Raw genomic sequence first — 24,612 nt, forward strand, 5'->3', positions numbered from 1 at the left:
AGCGGTTCGCTGCCGCCTGTACCTGCCTTGCCCTGCTTCTGTTCGCGGGCGGCTTTGCCTGTTTTACACCCAGCGCTTATGTGGATATGGATGTGAATCCATCCATTGCCCTTTCGCTCAACTGCTTCGGCTTTGTGCTGGAGGCATCCCCATACAATGATGACGGGGCGGCCATCCTGGAAAACATGGATGTGCGCCATAAATCCTGCGAACAGGCCGTTGAACTGCTGCTGACCGAAATGCTGCGGCAGGGATATGTGAAGGAGGACGGCCTGGTGTCCGTTACCATACAGACCGAAAATAACAGTGCGCAGGAAAAGATGCTGGGAAAAATCAGGGCTTCGGTAGATACACTCCTGGATTCCCATCATTCCACGGCATCGGCGGATGTTTTCGCGGTGTCGGAGGAGGTCAGGGACTGTGCCCACGACCATAACTTAAGCCCCGCCAAATATCTGGCCATCACCCAGCTGCAGGAGGTGGATCCCAGCGCCTCCTATGACCGGTGCGCAGAGCACTCCATCAGCGAAATAAAGGAGCTTACACAGGAGCACTGCGGCGGGCACCATGAAGAAGGGGGCGGCGGGAACGAAAGCGGGGAAGAAACCGGAAGCGGGGAAGAAACCAGAAGCGGGGAAGATACCGGAACCGGGGAAGAACACGGAGCCAGAAATGAAAATAAAACCGGAGAAGAAACCGTCGGTGATACGAAGGATGGTTATGAAAACCGGGAAGAGCATCATGACCATAAAGAGAAAAAGGAACATCACGAATAGTTTTTTTCGGCGGCACTTAGTAAGATAATGGATATATGGGAAAAAATAATCCAGGCAGCGGCGCAGGATAAGCGCCGCCGGCCTGGATTTTGGTTATGTTAAATCTCTTTCATTGAATCTTACTTACATTAAATCTCTCGTTTCCACCTTATAAACGGAAAGAAAAGCGAAAAGAATGGAAACCAGGGTAAGCGCCAAAGGGAAAACGGCGTTGTCAGCCATGGTAAAATCACCGATATTAGCCTGCGTGAGGAATATCAGCAGAAATGAGGTGATAATCGTGGCCTTGGAGGACCTCATGGCAAGGCCGATAAACAGGGCAATGAAACCCATACTCACTATAACGGCCGACTTCAGCAGAAGCTGTACATAAAAATTAAGGCTGCCCATATCATAGCCTGAGGAAAAAGAGGCTGGCAAGAAACGTGAGCCGGCAAGAATACAGCCATACATAAGCAGCTTTGCCAGAACCAGCGCGCAGAAATTAAAAATCCAGACGGCGAGCATCTGAGATACCAGTATTTTCTGCCTCTTTACGGGATAGGAAAACATCAGGTTCATCGTCTTGTTTTTATAAGCGCTTACGATAAAGGAAGACAGCATTACTCCGGTAAATACCAGAAAGGCCATGCTGGAAAATAATTCAATGGTAGAAGAAATATTGTTCATTCCGGGAGCCGTATCCGGTACGCCTGTCTCCGGATCGTTGGCAATTCCCAGAAAATCCATGGCGAAAATAAACAGGCACAGCAGCGCCGTCAGAATCACGGCATTTCGAATATACTTCCCAATCTGGTTTTTCTTCCATTCCAACTTGATTAACTTAATCATATCTATCATACCTCCGCCGTCATTTTCAGAAAATAGTCTTCCAGAGTCTCCGATTTTTTCCGCAGGACCCGGATTTCCACACCATTTGCACCCAGAACCTTTGAGATGGCCTGCGGACTGATCTGTTTATCATAGATCCTGATTTCCCCCGTATCCATAATCCTGAAGCTTAACAGCTTCAGCTCCTCTGAAAGCAGATATGCCGTCCGTTTTGTATCGTTAACCCCAAGCTCAATATATGCAGTGTTTTTTTCCTCAATTTCCTCCATGGATATTTCATTGATAAGCCTGCCGTGATGAATCATGCCGATTGTATGGGCAATGCTTTCCACCTCGGAAAGAATATGGGAAGAAATCATAATGGTAATTCCGTAATCCGCACAGAGCATTTTCATCAAATCGCGGATTTGTTTCATCCCGGCGGGGTCCAGCCCGTTCGTCGGCTCATCCAGTATCAGCAGCTCCGGCTTGCACAAAACCGCCCTGGCAATTCCAAGCCTTTGCTTCATTCCCAGGGAATAGCTTTTCACCGGCTTGTCGGCCGCATCTGATAAATGCAGCATTTCCAGCGCATTTTCAACGCTTCCGGGATGATAGTATCCCATATATTCGCAATGAAGCTTAAGATTTTCCCGCCCGCTCATATGGTCATAGAAGGTAGGAAACTCCAGAATGCTGCCCATCCGTTTCAGGACCTGATAGGAAGAGGGCATAAGCGTCTCCCCGAATATCTCAACCGACCCGCCGGAAGGCTTCCATATGTTGGTAAGCATCTTCATCACAGAGGTTTTCCCGGCTCCATTCGGCCCCAAAAACCCGTAAATTTCCCCCTTCTGCACATGAAGCCCCACATCATGAACGATTTCCTTTTTGTCAATAACCTTCGTAAGATGATTCGTCTGTAAAATATATTCCATAATAGTTCTCCTTTCCTGTTAAACCCTATCATATAGAAAGAACTTTGCAAAACTCTTGACCAATTCTTACGAATTTCTTTCGTTACCGAAAATAAAGCAGAATGATCCGCCGCCCTGTGGCCGCTGTATGCCGGCCTCCCGGCTTTTTGCCGCAGCCTCGGCGGATCATTCTGCTTTGCTTCCTTTAATATATCAGTTTCCGGAATTTCAATGTGAAGGTGGTGAGGATGTGGGGATCGCTTTTGAGTAATATATCGCCGCCAAGCTGGTTTGCGAGGCTTTTGGCGATGGTCAGGCCGAGTCCGTTACCCTGTATTTCCTGGTTCCGGGAATCCTCCAGGGTGAAGAGACGGTCGAAAATCCGGGTGGAAAAGGCTTTGTCGATACCTTTGCCCTTGTCGGATATGTCGATATAGACATATTTTTCGTCCGAATGAAGAAAAACTCCCAGATATTTGCCGTCTCCGCCATAACGGATGGCATTTGATATGAGATTTTCCAGAATCCGTCCCAGGGCGTCCCTGTTTCCCATAATACACACGGATTGCTCCGGGATATCAACTTCCACCTGGAAATTTTTCTGGGTCAGCAGCTCATAGAAATCAAGAACCGCTTCCCGGCAGCATTCATTCAGGCTGACGCTGGACAGCTCCAGGCTGGTATCGCCGGCCTCCAGCTTTGCCAGGGTAAAAAACTGGCTGATCAGTTCCATCATCTTCCGTGCTTTTTCCTCCACCTTTTCCAGAAGTTCATTTTCCTCCGGGCTTTCCAGGCGGATCATTTCGAGGTATCCCAGAATAACGGTCATAGGGGTCTTGATATCATGGGATATGTTGGAAAGCATCTTCTTGGAAGCGGCCTGGGAACGCCGGTAGTCCACCTTTATTTTCTGATATCCCTCCAGCAGGAGGTTAATCTGGCCGGATAGCTCTATCAATGCACTGTCGTCCGTGAAAACCATGACCTTTTCATCACTTCCCGATACAAGGATATCCTCCAGCTTGTCGCTCACTTCCTTCAGCCTTGCGTGTATCCCTTTTTTAAAATGGAACCGTTGGTAAAGGATAATGGAAAAAAGAAGGATAATGCAGAGAATGAGAAGAAATATGATTGCAGCTTCGCTCATTTGAATTCTCCTGACTTGTAACCGATACCCCACACCGTAATCACATATTTGGGAGAACGGGGGTTATCTTCAATTTTATTCCTCAGCCGGCTGATATGGACGTTAACCGCGTTTTCATCGCCGAGATAGGCGTCATTCCAGATGAGGGAATAAATCTGTTCCTTGGTATATACCTTCCTGGGATTCTGCAGAAGGAGGCGCAGAATTTCAAATTCCTTCGCCGTGAGCTCAATTTCCTTTCCCTGCTTTGAAACGGTGTAATCCTCCAGATTCATTCGCAGTTCTCCCACAGTAAGCAGGGAGGGGCGGGCAGGGGAGGAAGCGGCATACTGGCCGGTCCTTCGCAGATTGGCCTTGATCCGGGCGAGTACCTGGACCATGGAAAAGGGTTTGGTCACATAATCGTCAGCGCCCAGGCCCAGCCCAAGCGTGATATCGGAATCCGTATCTTTTGCGGACATAATGATAATCGGCACCGTACTTTGGGCACGGATTTGCTGTAGCACATCCATGCCGCTGATTTTTGGCAGCATCAGATCAAGGAGAACAAGATCGCAGGTTTCCTGTCTGAATTTGCTGCAGGCCTCTTCCCCGTCATTGGCGGTGATAATTTCAAAATTTTCTTTTTCCAGAAATTTTTTCAGCATTCCGCAGATTTCCGGATCATCTTCAACCAGTAATAGCTTCATCAGATTCTTCTCCCCTGCCTGTTCTTTGTACGTAGTTTGTTTCTGCCGGTCCGGCTTTTATTATAGTACATTCCGGGATACTTTACAAATAAGCAGATGCTGTAATAAATACCCAGCTTTGGCACATACGGCTTACTCCGAGGGCGGCAGCGAATCCGATACCCGCAGCCTAGGTAGTCAGCTGCAAATGGATGCAAGGCGTCAGCCGCATCTCCTCTTCCTTTATCCCATGCTCCAGCAAATACTGCCGGGCGTAAGGAAACATCTGAGAAAGCAGTTCCCGGACAGTTACAGCACAACCGTCAACATCATTTTGGGCAAGCTTTGAAAGCATCAGCTCCGTGAAATGCAGCAGCGCATTGTCTACCCTTTCTGAGTTCCCAAAGGAGGCCTTCAACGGGTATCCCCATAGAAACAGGCTGTAGATGCCCCTGTAGATTACACGGATGCCTTCCAGCGGACTGTATTTTCCCACGTAGAGCAGATAACACCAGAGGGAAAATTCAGTCCGGCCGGTAAGGAGGTTGTTTTTCAGCTCTCCGGCCAGTATGTCCTTGTCCGCCTGGGATACGGAGGAGAGGAGGCTGCGGGTTACGCCTTCACAGGTATAGATCAGAAGCTCAAAGGACTGTACAAAGTAAGCCAGGCTCCTGCGGATGGCCGGACTTTCAAAATCCGGCGCATCGCATGGCTGTCCCGCTGTAAATATCTGCGTTCCCCTGCCGTTTATAGTGCGTGCCGCCCCTGTCTGGCATAAGGTGTTGACGGTGCGGCGTATCGTGCTGACGGATACCTGATATTTCTGCGCCATTTTTTCATAAGAGGGAAGAAAGTCTTTTTCCCGGTATTCTCCCATATAAATTTCATGCAGGAGGCGGAAGGCAAGGTCATAGCGGACCTGAGGACGCTCCCGGTAGATCCTCCAGGTAAACGGTACCATTTCCTCCTTTGTCAAAGACCTGATATCCTTGCCGAACGCTTCAACCATACGGCGGACATCATCTCTCTGATACCGCAGCAGGAGCTCCCGGACGGTATTCCAGTCCCGGGCTTTTATGTATTGGATAAGTTTATTCAGGCGCCGGCGGACGATGCCGGGGCTGTAGCTGCCGTATGTCCGGCTTTTTTTGGCAAAGGGGAAGCCCATGAACTGAGTTGACTCCCAGAAAAGATTTAATGCCAGAGGATTGTCCAGCTTCTGCAGGGTAAACCAGAAAAAAAGCAGCAGATCATCCGCATCGCCCCACTTTGCCAGGCGGGAAATTTCAGCCAGATCCCCATCGTCCATTCTGCGCAGCCCTTCAATTTCCAGAGGAACCAGAATCAGTTCGGAGGATGCATATAAATCCATAAATGCAGGCCACCGTTCTGAGAAAAAGCGGAGGCAGAATTCTTCCTCCTCCCTTTCTTTCAGCTGGTAGAGGACCATGGTGGGGCGGCCGTTGTGCATGGAAATAAAACCCTCCGAGCGCAGGCGGCGAAGTGCGGCTGTCACGGTAAGCGGAGCGACATTGAATTCCCTGCACAGGGTATCAATGGGAGGAAGGCTGTCCCCGCAGCGGTAATATCCAAAGCGGATGCGCAGGAAAAAATATTCATATATCAGATTGGAAAAGTCCTGTTCATTCTGCAATTGTCCGTCTCCTTTTAAAATCATGCATTGCTGAAGCTTATCTTATAACGGTTCACAATTGAACTATTGCTTTATTTTATCATTATTTTAAGCTGCATCCAATAAGTGCGTTGTAATTTCACATCTTCTGTTTTATAATCTAAAGATATAAATATGAACAAGGTGTGTATAAACGAAAAGGCCGCATCAGGCCGCAGCGGGAGGATAAGGCAGCAGGATATCAGGAAAGACGCGAAAAGAACCGGAGATGAGGAGGTCAGTAATGCAGGAGAAAGAAGCAGGTAACAGGGGGTTACATATAACAGCGGCCGATTATGAATACAGTACGCTGATGCAGCTGATGGGAGTCAGTGTCAGCAAGCATCTTCTTGATGAACATTATACGGTAGTCTGGGCGAATGAATTTTACTATGAGCTTATCGGATGGCCGAAGGAGGAGTATGAAGCGACCTTTCATAACCAGCCTGACATATACTATCAGAATGATCCCGAGGAATGGATCCGCCTTACCAATGTGGTTCAGAATGCTATGGCCGAAGGGCAGAGCGGCTATCGCCTGCTGTCACGTATACGCAGAAGGGACGGTAATTTCGTCTGGGTACAATTTTCCACCCAGTTTGCGGAGGAATATATTGACGGCTGCCAGGTGGCATATACCGTGCTTACAAATGTGGATGATTTGGTGAGGATGCAAAAGGAACAGTCCGTTACCTATGAGAGCCTTCCCGGATTTGTGGCAAAATACCGGATTGATAATGACCTGCGGATGACGCTGCTTGAAGGAAATACCCGTTATATGAACTATTTTGGATATGATGCGGGAGATGGGAGCGGAGGACTGCATCTGTGGAACATAGAAGCTAATATGGAAGCCATTTTAGAGCAGAAGGAAAACCTGATGTCAGGCAGGTCGGTTCATTTTGTCATGCATGTGAAAAGCCGGTTTGGCCAGTTCCTGTGGCTGCAGGTGAATGCTTCCTGTGTGGACTGGCAGGACGGATGCCCGGTTTATCTTATTATTTTTATTGACATCACGGATGTGACGGAGCTTAGGAAGATGCACAAAAAGCTGACAGAGCAGACCGAAGCCCTGAAGGATGCCCTGGCCGCAGCGGAAAGCGCCAATCGGGCAAAATCGGATTTCCTTTCCCGGATGAGCCATGAGATACGCACGCCAATGAATGCTATCATTGGAATGACAACCATAGCAGCGGCTTATATTGAGGATCAAAAGAGGGTGGCTGACTGTCTGGAAAAGATCGGCTATTCCTCCAGGCATTTAATGATGCTGATCAATGATGTGCTGGATATGTCCAAAATTGATGAGGGAAAAATGAAAATCGCCCATGAGCCTTTTAATCTTGAAAATGTGGCGGAATCCATTACCTCCATTATCTACCCCCAGGCCGTGGCCAAGGGGCTTCATTTTACCGTGCCGCTTGTGGATGTTGTGGATACCGAACTGATTGGAGACGATCTCAGGCTGAACCAGGTTCTGCTCAACCTTCTGTCCAATGCGCTTAAATTTACGCCTGAGGGCGGTTCGATCCGATTAGAGATCCGTCAGCTGCGGCGTTATGAAAATTGTGTCAGACTGCGTTTTACGGTGAGCGATACAGGGATTGGGATGAATCAGGAATTTATGGATCGCCTGTTTCTGCCGTTCGAACAGGAAAACGCTGCCACAGGAAAGAAATATGGCGGAACAGGACTTGGTATGGCGATTAGCAAGAATCTGGTGACGCTGATGGGCGGCACGATATCCATACAAAGTGAGCCGGGGGAGGGCAGCGCCTTTGCCATAGAGCTGGAATTCGATATTTCAGGGAAGGCCGGAAAGGAAAAGCTGCAAAAACAGCCGGCGCTGGAAGCACTGAAGGTGCTGGTGGCGGATGACGACAGGGACAGCTGCATCCATGCGGCGCTGCTGCTGGAGACTTTGGGAATTCATTCGGACTGGGTGCTGACAGGAAAGGAATGTGTGGAAAAGATAAGCGGCGCATGCCGGGAAGGCGCAGACTACGATGTCTGTCTGGTGGACTGGAGGATGCCGGATATTAACGGGGTGGAGGTAACGTGCCGTATCCGTGAGGTATCAGGGCCGGATACGACAATTATCATCATTACCGCCTATGATTGGAGTGTGATTGAACAAAGCGCGCGAGATGCCGGAGCCAATGCTTTTTTATCCAAACCGATTTTTGCTTCGTCACTCTATAACACCCTGCTTTCCGTAACAGGTATCGGCAGGGCCGTGGAGTTTTCAGCACCGGGAATGATTACGCGGCAGATGGGAATGGAGGGGTATCATGTACTGCTGGCCGAGGACAATGATCTGAACAGGGAAATTGCCCTGGAGCTGCTTAAGATGGCAGGGATTACAGTGGATTGTGCCAGGGACGGCAGGGAAGCCGTGGACAAATTCCTTTCCTGCCGGGAACGTTATGATTTGATACTGATGGATGTGCAGATGCCTGTAATGGACGGATACCAGGCGACGGATGCCATCAGGAAGTCGGAGTATCCCCGGGCGCGGACCATTCCGATTGTCGCCATGACTGCGGATGCATTTCATGAAGATGTTATGCGGGCTTATTCTGCCGGCATGAACGGACATATTGCAAAGCCGATTGATCAGAAGGTGCTTTACCAAGTGATTTCGGAGACGATGGCCGGGCAGAGGTAGGCGAGAGTCTGCCGGGATAGGATGAAAAAAAGGTATTGCAGATCCAAGTTACCGGATCTGCAATACCTTTTTTACCCTTTGCTTAATCGAAGGAATCAATATAACGGTAAAGAGCAGCTTCTTCACAAATAAGTGTTAACTCCGTATGATTTCCCTTCACCTGATTCAGTTGCAAAATCCATGTTGGTATCAGCGGCTTAACGCCATATAATTCAGTATATACTTTTACAAATTTATCGGATTTATCCAGATTAAAATAGTATTCTCCCTGCCATCCTATTTCTGTTTCATTACCATATTTATTTTGAAGTATATAATTTTCCTCAAGGTAGTCGGAAAATTCATCTAAGCTGACTGATTTTTCAAAAGAAAAGCGTATCATCGTTAAACCTATTTCCTGTCCATCCGGGGCCTGCAACTGTGAAATATAAAGTGCCACCGAGGTTTCATAACCATTGATTGTATATAATTCTTCCGGCGTATATATTTTATAGTTGTGCCCTGCCAACATGGCTTCTGAATAATTTTCAGAATCAACTTCAATTCCCAGAAGTTCACATGCCTCTGATAAGGAAGCGCCAAACAGACTTGTGCTATTACAATATTTTATCTCTTTTGGTTTTCCACATGCGGTAATTACAATGCCGCAAAAAAGGAATGTTATAAAAACACATAATATTTTTTTAAACATAATGTTAACTCCATGGATCATCTTGGGGATTATTTGGATATAACGTAATTCGTGCATGTTAAACTCACCAGTCCTGGGTCACTACCAAAAAGTTGACTGTTGAATTTGCTCTGGCAATAAGTTTTCCCTTATAATTAAATTATACAACTATTTATTCCTTAATTAATTCCATATACGGATTTTTAATAATTGTCGTAGTAGAAAATAAATAAGAAAATTGGTATACTTTTTAGCCTAAATCGTTATATATTTGTCTGTTTATATACAAAATCTTAGTTTGTCTTAATAATAAATACAAAGAGATAAAAATATTCTTCGCGAACTTTATAAATACATTTATTATTAGTATTGATATTTCTTGATTTCCAAAGTAAAAGCCTTATACTCCATGTCCAGTCGGTGTTAAGGCGAAGGAGATATAATTCTTCCAGGGCATTACCAGCTGTGCTTACAGGACGGCAGCAGGATTATGAACGATGCCTACAGGGCAGTTTTAACAGAATGGCGTAAGCCGGCAATAGTGACTGAATAAAAAACAACGGTATAAATTTTTGTAAGGCATGGAAATCACACTTCCATGCCCTTTTCGATCTATGTGTAGTATGCATAAAATAAACCTGCATTTCCCAGGAAAACAGGTACTTTTCGAATGAAAACCGGGGTATAAAAATTTATAACGTTGATAATATGCCGGACATTTATTATATTCTAACCATGCAACATGCAAGAAAGTTACAAAAAAAGAAGGGAGAGGTTTTTAGTGAAAGCATCCGGAAAACCGAAAGCCATAAGAAAGAAGAAAAGCCTGGCGGCAGCCATGAGGGACAACTGGCAGCTGTACATATTAGTACTACCGGCTATCATTTATTTTGTGGTTTTCAATTACCTGCCTCTGTATGGGATTCAGATTGCCTTTAAGGATTATAAGGCGGTGGATGGCATTGCAGGCAGCGCCTGGGTGGGGTTGAAGCATTTCAAGAATTTTTTCAACGCCTACTATTTTAAGAGGTTATTGTCCAATACCTTATTATTGAACGTGTATTACCTGTTGTGGAGTTTCCCTGTTCCCTTGATTCTGGCCATATTCCTGAATCAGATCCGGGGGAAAAAGAAGAAGAGGTTTATACAGACAAGTATTTATGTTCCCTACTTTATATCAACTGTCGTACTGGCAGGTATGCTCTATATTTTCCTCTCACCCACCAGCGGTATCCTGAATTTTGCCAGGACAGCCCTGGGATTGAAGGCGGTTGACTTCATGTCCGAGGCTACGGCATTCCGTCCTGTCTACATTATATCAGGCATCTGGCAGGCGGCGGGCTACGGAACCATCCTTTATATTGCCACGCTGACCGGCATCGACCCGTCATTATATGAAGCGGCCGAAATCGATGGCGCCAGCATCTGGCAGAAAATACGCTTTATAGATATCCCGAGCCTGATTCCAACGGCCATGATGGTATTCATCCTGGACTGCGGCAAGATGCTTGCCTCCGATACGAACAAAGCGCTGGTTATGCAGACGCCCGGCAATATTCCTACCTCAGATATCATCGGCGTTTATGTTTACAATGTAGGTCTTGGAAGCGGACAGTTCTCCTACACGGCGGCCATTGGCCTGTTTGTCAATATCATCAACTTCATATTGATAATATCCGTCAACCAGGTATCCAAACGTATGACTGACGTGGGATTGTTCTGATAAAAGTGATTGAGAGGTTTTTTCGATGAAAAATAAAGCAAAAAAGCAGATGAGCTTCAGCAATCGTATTTTTTACATGTTTAATTCGATATTCTGGATTGTCATCATGCTGATTATCCTGTATCCGCTCTATCTGGTGTGCATCGCCTCCGTATCCGACCCGGATGCGATTGTAAGGGGGCAGGTAATCTGGCACCCGGTGGATTTTTCCCTGATTGGCTATCAGGCGGTTTTTCAGTATAAGGAACTGTGGTCTTCCTATGCGAATTCCATCTTCTATACCTTTGCAAGCGTAGTCATCAGTATTCTGGTAACGCTGTCGGCGGCTTATGCGCTGTCAAGACCGAAATTCGCGGGAAAAGGAGTTATTAACTTATTCTTTGTATTTACCATGTTTTTCAACGGCGGCCTGATCCCCACCTTCCTTGTCATGAAGAACCTGGGATTATATAATACCAGAGCGATCATTATTTTTATGGGCTGCGTCAGCGTCTGGAATCTGATGGTTGCAAGGACCTACATACAGACCAATATTCCCGGGGAATTGTATGAAGCGGCCATGCTGGACGGCGCCACGCATTTCCAGTATTTTTCCAAAGTGGTTCTGCCCTTAAGTAAAACGATTATTGCAGTTCTGGCTGTGTATTACGGGGTGGCAAAATGGAACGATTACTTTAACGGCCTGGTTTATTTAAGAGACAGAAGCCTGCTGCCGCTGCAGACAGTGCTTCGTGAAATCCTGGCGACGCTGCAGGTGGACAAATCCGGGGATTACATGATGTCCATGGCGGACAGCGCGGCGTCCATGAGTGAGGCAATGCGTATTGCCAATGTTTCCAAATACTGTATCATTGTAGTGGCAACAGGCCCTGTGGTGATTCTCTACGCAGTGATGCAGAAGTATTTTGAAAAGGGTGTTATGATCGGCTCTCTTAAGGGCTGATGCACCATCGTAAAATTATGGTATCAGCACAGTATGTGTTGTAATAGAAAAAGGAGGTTTTTCTTTATGAAGAAGAAAGCAATTGCACTTATGTTGGCGGCAGCCATGACAATGACGGCCCTGGCCGGCTGTGGAAGTTCGTCCGGGACAACAACTGCCGGAAATGCTTCCAGCGAAGCTGCTTCCGAAGCGGGAAGCGCAGGAACAGGAGAAGCAGCTGCAGCGGATGGTAATTTTAATGAGACAGGTTATCCTATCGTGAATGAACCCATTACCTTAAAGGTTATGATTGCGGTCCGTGACTCCGATTCCCTGACAAGCTTTGATGAAATGCCCGCGGTACAGCGTCTGGAAGAGCAGACCGGCATCCATGTGGAATGGGAACCCATCAAAGGCTCCGACTGGAGCACAAAGCTGAACCTGGCTTTTGCTTCCGGCGAATATCCTGACGTTATCCTTGCAACCAATGGCGGAAACGGCGGTGTGGACGATGAGGAATACGGCGTGACACAGGGAATCGTTATCCCTTTGGACGACCTGATTGACCAGTATATGCCTAACTTCACTTCCAGAAGAGATGCGGAAGACAATGACCCTACAGTCAGCCTGGTGGCCAGCGACGGGAAAATTTATTCCGTAGGCTATCTGGTAGGGCAGAATATCAATACCAACCAGCACTTTTTTATCAACCAGGAATGGCTGGATGCCCTGAACCTGGAAACACCCAAAAATGTGGACGAGCTGACCGAAGTATTCCGCGCATTTAAGACTGGCGATCCCAACGGCAACGGCGAAGCAGATGAGATACCTCTGGAAATGGGTCTGGATACCGGATTTAACGGCATCAGATATATGCTTCCTCTGTTCGGCCTTCCCTGCGACCCTGACAAATGGATTTATATCGACGATGATAAAAAAGTACAGTTCCTGCCTACACAGGAAGGCTTCCGTGACTGCATGGAATGGCTGCATATGCTCTATGATGAAGGCCTTGTTGACCCGGAACTGGTATCCCAGGACTTCAATACTGTAGAAACCAAGTTAAAAGAAGGAAATGTGGGCTTCTTTACCGCATGGCGCCTGGTTGCCATGGCTTATGACGACGGCGTGGCTTCCAATTCCGTTCTCTGGATGCCCGACAGCAATGCAAAGCTTTACCGTTACCTGGAACTGTGCAAACAGGGCGCTTTCGTGACAAGCACAAATGAAAACGTACCCGCTACCATGAGATGGCTGGACGCCCTGCTTGATACGGAAATGATGTTCTCCCTGTACTACGGCGAAAAGGATGCAGGCGATACCCTTGGCTGGAAATATGATGACAACGGCAAGATCACCGTTACCAACGACGGAAGCGCTGACGTTAAGAATTATATTGACTGTAATACCCTGTTCTTCGCACCCGGCAAATATCTGAGCGAAACCTTCAATATGCCTCTGCAGCGTACCGAAAAAACGGAGTACTGCCAGAAGTATGACGAGGCCGGCAATATCCAGAAATATTCCAACGACTATCTTGATATGGCGCCTCTGACCTCCGAGCAGCTTCAGGAAAGCACGCTGAAGGAAACAGATATTAACAACGCTGTTGTTGAAAATATCGCTGCTTTTGTAACCGGCGGTGTAACCGATGACAACTGGAATTCCTTTGTTTCCATGTTTGACGGAATGGGCGTTGCCGATTATGTACAGATGTATCAGGATGCAATTGATACTATGGAACTGGAATAATAATAACACACAAAAAGCTCTGCTGCCGGTTGGCGGCAGAGCCGTTTGTGTGTTATAAATATTTTGTGCTATAATAAAAAATAAGCATGGACGTCCTGACTGTTACTTTTTTGCAGGGCACGTTAAGAAATATAACAGGGAAATGGGGGAGGCTTTTGTGAAAAAAATATGGGATGAATTAAAATCACAAAATATTTTTTACTATATTATTGTGTTCAGTATCATTGTAATACTGATCATTACATCGCTGGGGAGTTATCTATACCAGTTTTATTATAAGACGATTTATTCGGACTTCCTTGTTTCTAATGAGGAACATCTTGACGCAGAAATAAACAGGCATGAAAATGATATGCAGATTATCAGGAATATCGTATATCAAATGGGTATAACTGAGGATGTGACCAAATTCAGACTTTCGGAAAAACCGCAGGCGGCTCTCCAGCTGGAGAAGCACCTGTTTCAATATATAACGGTAAGCCAGTTTTTTCAGATGCTGCTTTACCAGTATCATGAAGACGATTATATGTACACCGGAACCACTTCGGTGGGAGTGGACTATTTTGCGGAACAGGGCTGTGTGATGGAGCTTTTGGACGCGGAAGAGGTAAAAGCGGAGATCCGATCCACGGACAAAGAACTGCGCATTTGGCCGGAACAATCTGTTTCCGGCTTCTGGATACAGAAGTATATGGGCGGGGAGGACATGGTGCTTTATATGCAGGCCATTCCTCCGGCTTTCCAGGAAACGCTTTTGTTCGTTGTGCCGGGTTCCTATTATGATTCGCTGATGGAAAAAGACGAAGAGGATCTGAGGGAAGATTTTATTATTTATAAGGGTGAAGTCATTGTTTCCCGGGGAAGCCTGGAGCTGCCTTCCGATGCGATCCTGTCGCTGACAGGGGAAGAGGAGGGACAGCGCCAGGTGAAGATAGATGGGAAAAAATACCTGCTGAGCGTCCGGCAGGGGACAAGCGGCCTGACTTACTGCTCCCTGCAGTCGATGGAAGTTTTTTACGATAAAATTGTAACCGGACAGTGGGGGATTATTGTGCTGCTGAGCGTATGCGCCATCCCTGCGGCGTTTTTTATCATGGTATTTTCCAGACGCATGGCGGCAAAGGTGAAAAAAATGAACCAGCTGCTGGATTCCCAGGAGGAAACAAATTATAACTTAAGCAGCATAGAAAGCGGCATCCAGATGCTGGTGGAGGCGAACGAGCAGAAGGAGAAGGAAAATCTGCAGCTGAAGAAGACCCGGTTTGTCAGGAATTTTATCCGGAATGACTTCAAAAGCCGGAAGGAAGTGCTTCAGGCGGCGCAGAAAGCGTCCATAGAGATTGAAAACACCATGTACCTGGCCGTCCTGCTGGGAGAGCGCAGCGACAGCAATGAAAGCCGCGCCCATGCGATGATGCTGGATGTAATCGCGCAGGCGGCGCATCTTGACGGCTACGGCATCCATCTGGTCAGCAATAACCAGAGCCTTTTTGTCCTTTTTTCCGATTCAGCGGAACGGATCGAAGAGACGCTGGGTATGCTGTTTACCATCGGCAAGGAATGCCATGGGGAATTTGTAATGTCCGTAAGCAATTATCATCAGGATTTCCTGGAAGGTTCAGCGGCCTATCTGGAGGCGGATACCGCGTTTGACAACCGTTTCCTGCAGGATAATAACAAAATCATCCGTTTTGGCGACGTGGCGCTGACGGATGTGGTGAATGTGCTTCCCGATTCCTATCTGCAGAAGCTGAAGGCGGCGCTGCGCAGCCGGGATAAAGCCGCAGTAGAGCAGGCCGTGGAGGATATCTGCAGGAGAATGACGAAGAAAAGCCCGTCCCTGCCCCTGTTCCGACTGTTGTACAATGATATCATCCATGTGCTGATTTCGGAATGGAAGGCGGAAAATACCGGGCTGGAAAGCATTTACAACGTATTCACACTTTCCCAGTGCCTGACTATCCAGGATTTTAACGATCTTCTCTGTGAGGCCTGCAGTCTTATCATCGAAACCAAGCCGGAGGAAAGCGTGGATCGATCCAGGATTGTGGAGGAGGCGGCCGCTTATATGAAGGAGAATTTTTCCAGGCCGGAGCTGACCATGAGCCTGCTGGCGGATCACCTGGATATCAGCTCGGTTACACTGGCGGTGGAATTTAAGAACCAGATGGGCATCCGTCCTTCGGATTATCTTGCCAACCTGAGGATGGAACGGGCCAGGGAGCTTCTCGTTTCCACCAATATGCTCGTCCGGGAAATCAGCCTGTCGGTGGGCTATGAGGACGATCATGTCTTTACCCGCCGCTTTAAGAAATATACAGGAAAAACGCCGGGACAGTACCGGGAGGAGCATACGATATAGTTTTACGGAAAATTTAACAGGAGAGTTGGAAAGCTTTCCGCCGTCCGTCTTATTGAGTAACACAGAATTTCCGAATACATACGAAGTGTCTTGTTTTGTTACTGCCTGATTGGTATAATGTAAATCAGCAGATCTCCTGCCTGAACCGGGGAGGCTGCAGACAATCAGAGCTGTCAACGCTGCAGCGGATACGGGACGGGAGGCTTCCAGGATGGGACATACAACGGAGTTAGGTAAAAGAGGGAAAAGAACGGGGATAAATCAAATATATGGCAAAAAGAAGCAGTATCGGAAGGTCCTGCTTCTTTTTGCCGTACTGTTGGCCTCTTGCGCCCCTTTTATGCTGTATTGCCCGGAGGTAAATGCGCAGGAGGAGGAACCAAGAGTCCTGAAGGTTGCATTTCCCTATACTTCTGGTATCAATGAGGTTTATGATGACGGCACTTATGGCGGCTGTGTATATGACTGGCTCATTGAGATTGCCAAGTATACAGGCTGGCAATATGAATTTATGACAGAAGAAAATGCATCAGAACAGCTGAATAAAATGGTCGATTGTGAATATGACCTGATGGGAGGCATGTTCTACAGGGAAGAATTCAAGGATCTTTATAATTATCCCTCTTATATAATGGGATCCAATTATTCCCTGCTTATCTATCATCGGGAAGATACGGATATAAAAGGCTATGACTATAATACACTGAATGGAAAACGGATAGGCGTTTTGAAAAGAGCGGTCCAGAAAATTGAACGGCTGCAGGAATTTCTGACATTCAATAATATTTCCTGTGAGCTTGTATACTATGAGGATACGACGGAGTATGAGAACTGCCTGGAAAGCGGTGATGTGGATCTGATGCTTGGAGCGGATGTATACATGCAGGAGGACTACAATGTGGCGGCCATGATTCCCGCCGAGCCTTATTATATTGTTACCGCCAGGGATGAGCCGGAGCTGTGCAGCGAGCTTTCCTGGGCAATTGAGCAGATTTATGCGGCAGATCCCAATTTTGCCAGTGAACTGTACAGTAAGTATTTTCCCGACAGGTATCTGAATTCCATTTCCTTTACAGATGAGGAAAGGGCATTTATACAGCAGAGCGCCCCTTTAAAAGTAGCGGTTATCAGGGATCGTTATCCGCTGTATTATGAACAGGACGGAGCCGCTATGGGTATTATTCCGGAGACACTGGAGCTCATAACGGGACGCAGCGGGCTTGAATTTGAGTATGTGTATGCGGAGAATAATCAGGAAATAATCAATTTAGTCCGGGAGGGTAAAGCGGATTTGGCGGGCAGTTTTATGGACAATGATTTGACGGCCGCATCCCTTGGGCTTGCCCGGACTGCCAGCTATGTATCCCTGGATTCCCTTGTCCTGCGCAGCAAGCAGTCCGCAGGAAAGGAAGAAGGGCAGGTGATGGCCGTACCGGAGGGCAGGGTGATGAAGCCGGGCAATCCTTCCGATACCATAAGGTATTTTGAAGATTACCAGGAATGTCTGAATGCGGTTAATAACGGTGTGGAAGCGGACTATACCCGCATGCCGGCGTCCTTTGTGGGACAGTTTTATGCGCGGAATTATTATGCCAATATTAATCTGGTAACGGATACAAACCTGCGTGAGGAAGTGACAATTGCGCTGCCGCTGCCTGTAAATGTGCCGCTGTATTCCATCCTGAATAAATCCATAAACAATTTTTCCGAGGAGGAAAGCTACCGCATTTTATCGGATAATACCCTTGTCCCGCAGCAAAGCGCCGTGACGCTGGAATCTTTTTATTATTCGAATCCCGCATTGGCAGTAAGCCTTAGCGTGGGGGCCATTATATTAATTTCAGGCATTATCATTCTGGTTGTGTTTTACAGCATGAGGGCAAAGGTAATGCAGGTGAGGCTGGAAAAGGCGGAGGAGATGAGCAGGGCCAAGTCGGATTTCCTCTCAAGGATGAGTCACGAAATCCGTACCCCCATGAACGCAATTATCGGGCTGACCAATCTCACCCGGATTTCAGGGGAAGCAACGCCGAAAATCGAAGAGAACCTGTCAAAAATTGATTCTTCCGCAAAGTTTCTTCTTTCGCTGCTGAATGATGTCCTGGACATGTCTAAAATCGAAAGCGAAAAGATGAAGATCGAAGCTGCCCCGTTTAACCTGCGGCAGATGACGGAAGACCTTAAAAGCATGTTCAGCGCCCAGGAAACGGACAGGAAGCTGCGGCTGGAGATGAACTGCAGACTGCAGGAGGACTGCTATACAGGCGATAAGATGCGGATACAGCAGGTGCTGACGAACCTGCTGTCCAATGCCTGCAAATTTACCGATCCGGGCGGAACGGTTGTGTTGTCTGTTGAGGAGAGAAGCAGCGTTTCGGGAAAGGCGGAGATATATTTCAGCGTGAAGGACAACGGTATCGGTATCCGCAGGGAGGATATAACAAGGATATTCGCATCCTTTGAGCAGCTGGAGAACAGCAACCAGAGAGGGCCCGGGACAGGCCTGGGACTATCCATCAGCAGCAAGATGGTGGAGCTGATGGGCGGAAGGCTGCAGGTGGAAAGCACTTACGGCGCGGGCTCTGAATTCTATTTTTCACTTGTGCTTCCTGTATATCAGGGAGAATTACAGGCACCGCATGTGCAGGAGGGCGATATCAGGCTGGAGGGCCTGCATGTGCTTCTGGCTGAGGATAATGATTTGAATGCGGAAATTGCAGAGGAGCTGCTTGCTCTGAAAAAAATTATTGCAGACCGGGCCTCTGACGGCCGGGAGGCAGTCAGCATGTTTGCGGAAAGCCCGGAGGGGCTCTATGATGTGATATTGATGGATGTCAATATGCCGGTGCTGGACGGTCTTGCTGCGACAAGGGAGATCAGGTCGATGAAACGCAGGGATGCGGCGTCGGTTCCGATTCTGGCCATGACGGCCAATACCTTCCAGGATGACCGCAACAAGGCACAGCAATGCGGAATGACCGGATTTTTGCCCAAGCCCTTTGATGTGGAGCAGCTGTATCGGGCTTTGAAAGAGGCTGCCGGGAAATAATCCGCCGGAATTTTAAAAGATTAAGAAAGGATTCAGCATGAAAATTCTGCTTGTAGAAGACGATACCATGATCGCCTCCGGCCTTATGTATGCCCTGGAACAGGAAGGCTATGAGCCATTTCATTGTATGACCGCTTCGGATGCGGTTCACAGGATAAAAACGGAACTGTACGATTTGGCAATATTGGATATGCAGCTTCCTGACGGGACCGGATTTGATGTAAGCCGGGAGCTGAAGGAAAACAGCACTCCCATTATATTCCTGACCGTGGTGGATGATGAGAGCAAAATTGTTTCCGCTTTTGAAAACGGGGCGGCTGATTATGTTACAAAGCCTTTTCGGCTGCGGGAATTACTGGCAAGAGTGAAACGGACCTTACAGGCAGCAAAGGGGGAAAATCCCACAGGATTTTTAAAAATCGGAAATGCGGAAATCGATCCCATTGCCGGAAAAGTGTATGTGGGAAGCAGTCCTGTAGAACTGACGGCCTTAGAATACCGTCTGCTGCTGATTTTTGCTAATAACAAAGGAAATCTTCTCACAAGGACGCAGATACTGGACAGTATATGGGACCAGGGCAGCAATTTTGTTGAGGACAATACTCTTACAGTATATATCAAACGCCTGCGGGAGAAGATGGGCAGCGCTGTAACCATTGAAACTGTAAGGGGGCTTGGTTACCGTGCTGATTAGAAATAGCGAAATAAAGGAACTTTCGGAGAAAATAAGAAAAGCCATTGACGGACAGAAAGTGGAATTCCGGGACAACAAAGAAGGTTCCCTCAGTATTTTAAAAAATGATATCCATACCCTGGTAAACATAAAGAATGAGCAGCTGAGTGCAGTGGAACAGGAGCATGCGCTGTTTATAGAGTTTATGGAAAATATTAGCCACCAGCTGAAAACACCTGTTACCTCCATGATGATCATGGCTGACCTGCTGCAAACTGCCGCTCCCGATAAGCAGGAAGAATTTATCCATAATATCCAGACCAGCCTGAACCGGATGGAATGGCTGGTGGGCACACTGCTAAAGATGGCAAAACTGGATGCTGACGCAATTACCTTTGATATGGAGAAAGTCTCTGTCCGTGCACTCCTGGAAGCCGCGTTAAAACCGCTGGCTATTTTACTGGAGATAAAAAACCAGGCCACAGATCTCAGGAACGACCTGGAGCTGTACTGTGATAAACGCTGGATGTCGGAGGCGCTTACCAACCTGATTAAAAACGCCTCGGAGCATTCCGGGGATCATACGTGTATCACCATTGACTGTGGGGAAAATCCCATTTATCAATGGATATCTGTCACAGACATGGGGAAGGGAATCAGAAAGGAGGAAATTGCCCGGCTGTTCACGCGGTTTGAAGGTTCCGGAAATACAAGCGGGTATGGCATCGGCCTTCCTCTTGCCCTCGCCATAGTACGCAGGCATAACGGTGATATTGATGTGGACTGCGGCAAAGAGGGCAGCGGAGCGACTTTTACCATAAAACTGTATAAGTGACTAAACTGTCATTTTGAGTATGGGAATTTGTCACCAGACAGTCATTTTCTTCTGTTATGATGATAGTACTTGTGAAACAGGAGGAATTTACATGGAAGTATTAACGGTCAGAAATCTGACAAAAACATATGGCAAAGGGGACACTGCCGTAACTGCCCTTAAAAATGTGAGTTTTCAGGTAAACAAAGGAGAATTCATTGCAATTATAGGCTCTTCCGGGTCAGGCAAATCTACACTTATGAATCTCATCGGCGGAATCGATCGCCCTTCTTCAGGCACCGTGACCATTGACGGAAAAGATATCTACAGCCTGGACGAAAGCCAGCGTGCCATCTTCAGGCGCAGGAATATCGGTATGGTGTTTCAGTTCTATAATCTGATCCCCACGCTTACGACGGAGGAAAATATTATGCTGCCGCGTCTTTTGGATAATCGCAGGCCTGATCCTGAAAAGCTCTCTTACATTCTTAATATGACAGGACTGGCCGACCGGAGGACCCATCTGCCAAGTGAACTGTCCGGAGGGCAGCAGCAGAGGGTGTCCATTGGGAGGGCGCTGATCAATGATCCTGCTTTTATTCTGGCGGATGAGCCAACAGGTAATCTGGACAGCAAATCCGGCAGGGAAATTATAGACTTGCTGCAGCTTGCGAATAAGAAGTATCACCAGACCCTTCTATTGATTACCCATGATGAAAAAATTGCCGTCATGGCAGACAGGATCATCACCATCGGCGATGGAGAGATTATTTCAGACGAGGATTTGAAGGCTTCCCGTTCGAAGGGAGGCCGCATGGTATGAATGTAATTGCGAAGCTTTCCCTCAGCCAGGTAAAGAAAAATAAAAGCAGGACTTTTTGGGCAATAGCTGCCATTGTTTTGGCAACCGCGCTGACCACCTGCGTTTGCAGCCTTGTGGCCAGCGGTAATGTTATGCTGGTATCATTTCTTGGCGAGGATTATGGCATGTATGCCGGCGCCTATAAGAGCCTGCTGCTGATTCCGGCGTTTTTTCTGGGCGCCATTATTTTTGTTATGGCGGTGGTTGTAATTTCCAATGTATTCCGTATCAGTGCAGGGGAGAGGATTTCCCAGTTTGGCACATTAAAGTGTGTCGGCGCTACAGGCCGCCAGATTATCAAGTCTGTCCTGTACGAAAGCATCTTTTTATCCGTGCTTGGCATACCGATTGGAATCCTTGCAGGACTCTGCCTGACAAGAGGCGGCGTGGGCGTGATCAATCTGTTCCTGGATGAATTGAATGCCCTGTCCCATATTATGATAAAGGATATATATTTTGAACTGAAATTTGTAATCTCCTGGCCGTCAATCCTTATCTCTGCTTTTATTTCTTTGATTACAGTCTCGATATCGGCATGGCTTCCGGCGAGAAAGGCGGCAAAAAGTTCCGCCATTGACAGCGTAAGGGGAAGCGGGGAGGTCCGAATCAGGAAGGACGGAAAAAGGAAGGGCATAAACAGGCTTACAGACTCTCTGATACAGAAAACATTTGGCTTTGAAGGAGTGCTTGCAAAGAAAAACATCAGCAGGAACAAACGTAATTTCAAAGCCACTGTGATAACGCTTATGATAGGGATTATAATGTTTATCGTCCTTGGTTCCCTTAACGGCCTGGCCGGCGGTCTGGAGAAGATACTTTATTATGCTACCTCCCATACGGTGACAGCGGACTACCAATCTGCCAGGACGCGCAGGGTCAATGAGAATACCGGACGGTGGGAAAGTATCTATCCTGCCCCCATAGATTCAACGCTGGGCAATTCCATCACAAAGGAACTGGAAAAATATGACGGCGGGGATGTATATGGTATGGGTCAGGATTATGACACCTATGTTGCAAAGCTTCCCGCTGCTTATCTGTCCGCTGATATGCTCCGTGTAAACGAACTGGCCGGGCAGGACAGCTATGAACTTGATGTGGAAATCATTGTCCTGGACGATCAGCATTACCGGGAGGTGTGCAAGAGGGCAGGTGTCAGTGAAGGGGCTGTCATCTTGCTGAATCATCTAAGCTATAATGATAAAGGCTATCTAAAAGATATCACCCCCTATTCCGGCCAGCTGAAGCGGATCCGGCTCTTCACGGCAGACGGCGGCAGCAGGGAAGTGGAGATACAGGCGCAGCTTTCAAAGGATGAAATCCCCACTGAATTATTTTACCCGAAAACCAATCCCGTAAGGCTCATAGTTCCCGACGCCACCGTCCGGGGATACTCCTGGATGAATGCTCCCCGGGATACTACCGGCTATATAGAATATGCAAACAGTGTTTTGGCGGAACATTTTCCAAACCAGGAGAATGCGGATTACATGGAATCCGGCTTCAGCGCAAGGGTGTATATGACGCGGGACTATGTGCGTGTGATGAACATTGCCATTGTCCTGGTAATTGATTTTCTGTATTGCTTTACTGTATTTCTTATGCTGATTGGTTTTACCAACGTTGTCAGTACGCTGTCCACCAATGTATTGATGCGCGCAAGAGAATTTGCCGTTTTGATGAGTATCGGCATGACGCTGGAAGGTTTGGAAAAAATGCTGGCGCTGGAAAGCATCCTGTGCTCGCTGCGGGCCATAATTCTGGGGGCCCCCATTGGTCTGGCGCTCACCTATCTGATCAATCTGCCCATAAGAAGCATGTTCCCCATTCCCTACAGGATTCCGGCTGCACCTATGCTGATCTGCAGCGCGGCTGTTTTAGTCATTACTTTAGTGATAACAAAAGCGGCGACATTAAAACTCCGTAACCAGAATCTGATTGAAACCATAAGGGCGGGTGGGATATAGCCCGGCGTCAGCGCAATATTCATCTGTTTGGATTGCAGATGTTAACTTAGCGTAAGAACCACCCAAAAGAAAAGAGCCGATCACCATGAGTATTAAGTTCATAGGTTATCGGCTCTGCGTCTTTGCATCTGGCTCTTTGATAACTGACAAATGAAATTGTTTAATGCTGACTATAGTTTCCTGTCTGCACTTCGTACAGAACAGCGGAAAATTTTCCAGAACTGTTTCTTCCCGGATTTTTAATCTTGTCTTTTTCCGCATAGGGGGGCATAATATCCATTCTTTCGTATTCATGTCCTGCCCCCTTTCCATTTGCGTTTATTTTTTCGTTCGTTTTTCGCATCCCTGCGTTCACATGCTGTCAAGGTGTTTCGTTCCGGGCAGTGGTGGTGTTCGCGGCACGCGTCACAATTCCCGTATCGAATACACTTTGTCCTTTTGCAGGGGCAGTCTGCATTTTCCATATCCTTTTCCCCCAATCAACAGGTATGATTAGCTCCTTTTCCATTCCGGGCGTTTGTCAATAACGCAACATCTATTTTCAGTGTATTGGCAATTGCCTGTGGAAGATAGTCTAAGTTGTGAGCTATGTTTTCACGAGTCAGGCGACTGCCGCGGTTGAGTGCGCCTAAAGAACCGTCAATAATATAATTCGTGTAAAACTCCGTGTTTTCAATGGCTAAAATCCCGTCCTCTATACCCTTATCCAAAACAGACGCAAGCAATGGAGCCAGCACTGAGGTCATCTGTCGGGTCAGCCTGTTCAAAATGACTTCGTTGGAAGCGGTAAAGAAAGCCTCCATACCGATTGTTTGTGAGGTCATTTCTCTGATTACATCTAAAATAGCGACAAATTTGCCGCTGAAGTGATTTGGGGATCACACAGCAAACATGCTGTTTTTTGCGTATACATCGCTGCCCATTTTTTAACAAGCACATTTAGAAGTTCCTCCTTGCTTTGATAGCAGCGATAGAACATTCCTGTTGCCCCGCCGGCTGCCTGCATAATATCGGAAACTGAGGTTTCCTCATAGCCTTTCGACAGGAACAGATTTTGTGCCGCATCTAAAATCTCATTTTCCCATTGTTCGGGTGGTTTCTTTGCAGGCCGTGCCATTTTATCCCATTTCTCCTTATCTATAAATTAATGAACTTGATTC

At 47.3% G+C, this 24,612-nt stretch carries 20 protein-coding genes; 11 read left to right on the forward strand and 9 right to left on the reverse strand.

Going from position 1 to position 24,612, the window contains the following annotated elements:
• A partial coding sequence (locus HMPREF1548_RS30100) for an anti-sigma-I factor RsgI family protein (protein ID WP_021638432.1) occupies positions 1-776 on the forward strand: 776 nt, incomplete at its 5' end.
• Between the two features lie 123 nt (positions 777-899).
• On the opposite strand, the gene HMPREF1548_RS20440 is transcribed toward HMPREF1548_RS30100, so the two are convergent.
• From HMPREF1548_RS20440 to HMPREF1548_RS20460, 5 genes are all read right to left on the reverse strand, one after another.
• Positions 900-1,607: an ABC-2 transporter permease family protein gene (locus tag HMPREF1548_RS20440; RefSeq protein WP_035323217.1), complete on the reverse strand. Its 708-nt coding sequence runs from the start codon at positions 1,605-1,607 to the stop codon at positions 900-902.
• Positions 1,608-1,612: 5 nt separating this feature from the next.
• Positions 1,613-2,524 carry an ABC transporter ATP-binding protein gene (locus tag HMPREF1548_RS20445; RefSeq protein ID WP_021638434.1) on the reverse strand — a complete coding sequence of 304 codons (912 nt, stop codon included), beginning with the start codon at positions 2,522-2,524 and terminating at the stop codon, positions 1,613-1,615.
• Positions 2,525-2,708: 184 nt separating this feature from the next.
• Positions 2,709-3,650 carry a sensor histidine kinase gene (locus HMPREF1548_RS20450; RefSeq protein ID WP_021638435.1) on the reverse strand — a complete coding sequence of 314 codons (942 nt, stop codon included), beginning with the start codon at positions 3,648-3,650 and terminating at the stop codon, positions 2,709-2,711.
• A complete protein-coding gene (locus HMPREF1548_RS20455) occupies positions 3,647-4,339 on the reverse strand; it encodes a response regulator transcription factor (protein WP_021638436.1) in 693 nt (230 codons plus the stop codon). The genes HMPREF1548_RS20450 and HMPREF1548_RS20455 overlap by 4 nt, the downstream gene beginning before the upstream one ends.
• Positions 4,340-4,508: 169 nt before the next feature.
• Positions 4,509-5,972, reverse strand: coding sequence for a GntR family transcriptional regulator (locus HMPREF1548_RS20460; protein ID WP_035323178.1), 1,464 nt, complete (start codon positions 5,970-5,972; stop codon positions 4,509-4,511).
• Between the two features lie 262 nt (positions 5,973-6,234).
• Here HMPREF1548_RS20460 and HMPREF1548_RS20465 point away from each other — a divergent pair, with 262 nt between their 5' ends.
• Positions 6,235-8,658: a PAS domain-containing hybrid sensor histidine kinase/response regulator gene (locus tag HMPREF1548_RS20465; protein ID WP_021638440.1), complete on the forward strand. Its 2,424-nt coding sequence runs from the start codon at positions 6,235-6,237 to the stop codon at positions 8,656-8,658.
• 82 nt (positions 8,659-8,740) lie between these two features.
• On the opposite strand, the gene HMPREF1548_RS20470 is transcribed toward HMPREF1548_RS20465, so the two are convergent.
• Complete coding sequence (locus HMPREF1548_RS20470) at positions 8,741-9,349, reverse strand: hypothetical protein (RefSeq protein WP_035323183.1); 609 nt, start codon at positions 9,347-9,349, stop codon at positions 8,741-8,743.
• A gap of 760 nt (positions 9,350-10,109) precedes the next feature.
• Between HMPREF1548_RS20470 and HMPREF1548_RS20475 the strand changes: the two genes are divergently transcribed.
• From HMPREF1548_RS20475 to HMPREF1548_RS20515, 9 genes are all read left to right on the forward strand, one after another.
• Positions 10,110-11,051, forward strand: coding sequence for an ABC transporter permease (locus HMPREF1548_RS20475; protein ID WP_035323185.1), 942 nt, complete (start codon positions 10,110-10,112; stop codon positions 11,049-11,051).
• A 25-nt stretch (positions 11,052-11,076) separates the two neighbouring features.
• Entirely contained in the window at positions 11,077-11,994 is a 918-nt protein-coding gene (locus HMPREF1548_RS20480; RefSeq protein ID WP_021638443.1) for a carbohydrate ABC transporter permease, read from the forward strand.
• 66 nt (positions 11,995-12,060) lie between these two features.
• Positions 12,061-13,725, forward strand: a complete 1,665-nt coding sequence (locus HMPREF1548_RS20485; protein WP_021638444.1) for an extracellular solute-binding protein — start codon at positions 12,061-12,063, stop codon at positions 13,723-13,725.
• Between the two features lie 157 nt (positions 13,726-13,882).
• Positions 13,883-16,087 carry an AraC family transcriptional regulator gene (locus HMPREF1548_RS20490; protein WP_198168662.1) on the forward strand — a complete coding sequence of 735 codons (2,205 nt, stop codon included), beginning with the start codon at positions 13,883-13,885 and terminating at the stop codon, positions 16,085-16,087.
• 211 nt (positions 16,088-16,298) lie between these two features.
• Positions 16,299-19,136, forward strand: a complete 2,838-nt coding sequence (locus HMPREF1548_RS20495) for an ATP-binding protein (protein WP_021638447.1) — start codon at positions 16,299-16,301, stop codon at positions 19,134-19,136.
• A 37-nt stretch (positions 19,137-19,173) separates the two neighbouring features.
• The gene (locus tag HMPREF1548_RS20500) at positions 19,174-19,830 is read left to right on the forward strand and encodes a response regulator transcription factor (protein ID WP_021638448.1); all 657 of its coding nucleotides are present in this window, start codon (positions 19,174-19,176) and stop codon (positions 19,828-19,830) included.
• Positions 19,820-20,644 (forward strand): sensor histidine kinase, encoded by an 825-nt coding sequence (locus tag HMPREF1548_RS20505; RefSeq protein ID WP_021638449.1) that lies wholly within the window; start codon positions 19,820-19,822, stop codon positions 20,642-20,644. Before HMPREF1548_RS20500 ends, HMPREF1548_RS20505 begins: the two co-directional genes overlap by 11 nt.
• A gap of 91 nt (positions 20,645-20,735) precedes the next feature.
• Positions 20,736-21,446 (forward strand): ABC transporter ATP-binding protein, encoded by a 711-nt coding sequence (locus HMPREF1548_RS20510; RefSeq protein ID WP_021638450.1) that lies wholly within the window; start codon positions 20,736-20,738, stop codon positions 21,444-21,446.
• On the forward strand, positions 21,443-23,452 hold the full coding sequence (locus tag HMPREF1548_RS20515; RefSeq protein WP_021638451.1) for an ABC transporter permease: 2,010 nt from the start codon (positions 21,443-21,445) through the stop codon (positions 23,450-23,452). Before HMPREF1548_RS20510 ends, HMPREF1548_RS20515 begins: the two co-directional genes overlap by 4 nt.
• A 105-nt stretch (positions 23,453-23,557) precedes the next feature.
• Here the strand turns inward: HMPREF1548_RS20515 and HMPREF1548_RS20520 are convergent, their stop codons facing one another.
• From HMPREF1548_RS20520 to HMPREF1548_RS20530, 3 genes are all read right to left on the reverse strand, one after another.
• Positions 23,558-23,764 (reverse strand): cysteine-rich KTR domain-containing protein, encoded by a 207-nt coding sequence (locus HMPREF1548_RS20520; RefSeq protein ID WP_502690641.1) that lies wholly within the window; start codon positions 23,762-23,764, stop codon positions 23,558-23,560.
• A gap of 167 nt (positions 23,765-23,931) precedes the next feature.
• Entirely contained in the window at positions 23,932-24,276 is a 345-nt protein-coding gene (locus HMPREF1548_RS20525) for a hypothetical protein (protein WP_021638454.1), read from the reverse strand.
• A gap of 14 nt (positions 24,277-24,290) precedes the next feature.
• Positions 24,291-24,569 (reverse strand): TetR/AcrR family transcriptional regulator, encoded by a 279-nt coding sequence (locus HMPREF1548_RS20530; protein WP_021638455.1) that lies wholly within the window; start codon positions 24,567-24,569, stop codon positions 24,291-24,293.
• Positions 24,570-24,612 lie beyond the last annotated feature (43 nt).

This window comes from Clostridium sp. KLE 1755, from assembly GCF_000466465.2.
GTDB classification, from domain to species: domain Bacteria; phylum Bacillota; class Clostridia; order Lachnospirales; family Lachnospiraceae; genus Eisenbergiella; species Eisenbergiella porci.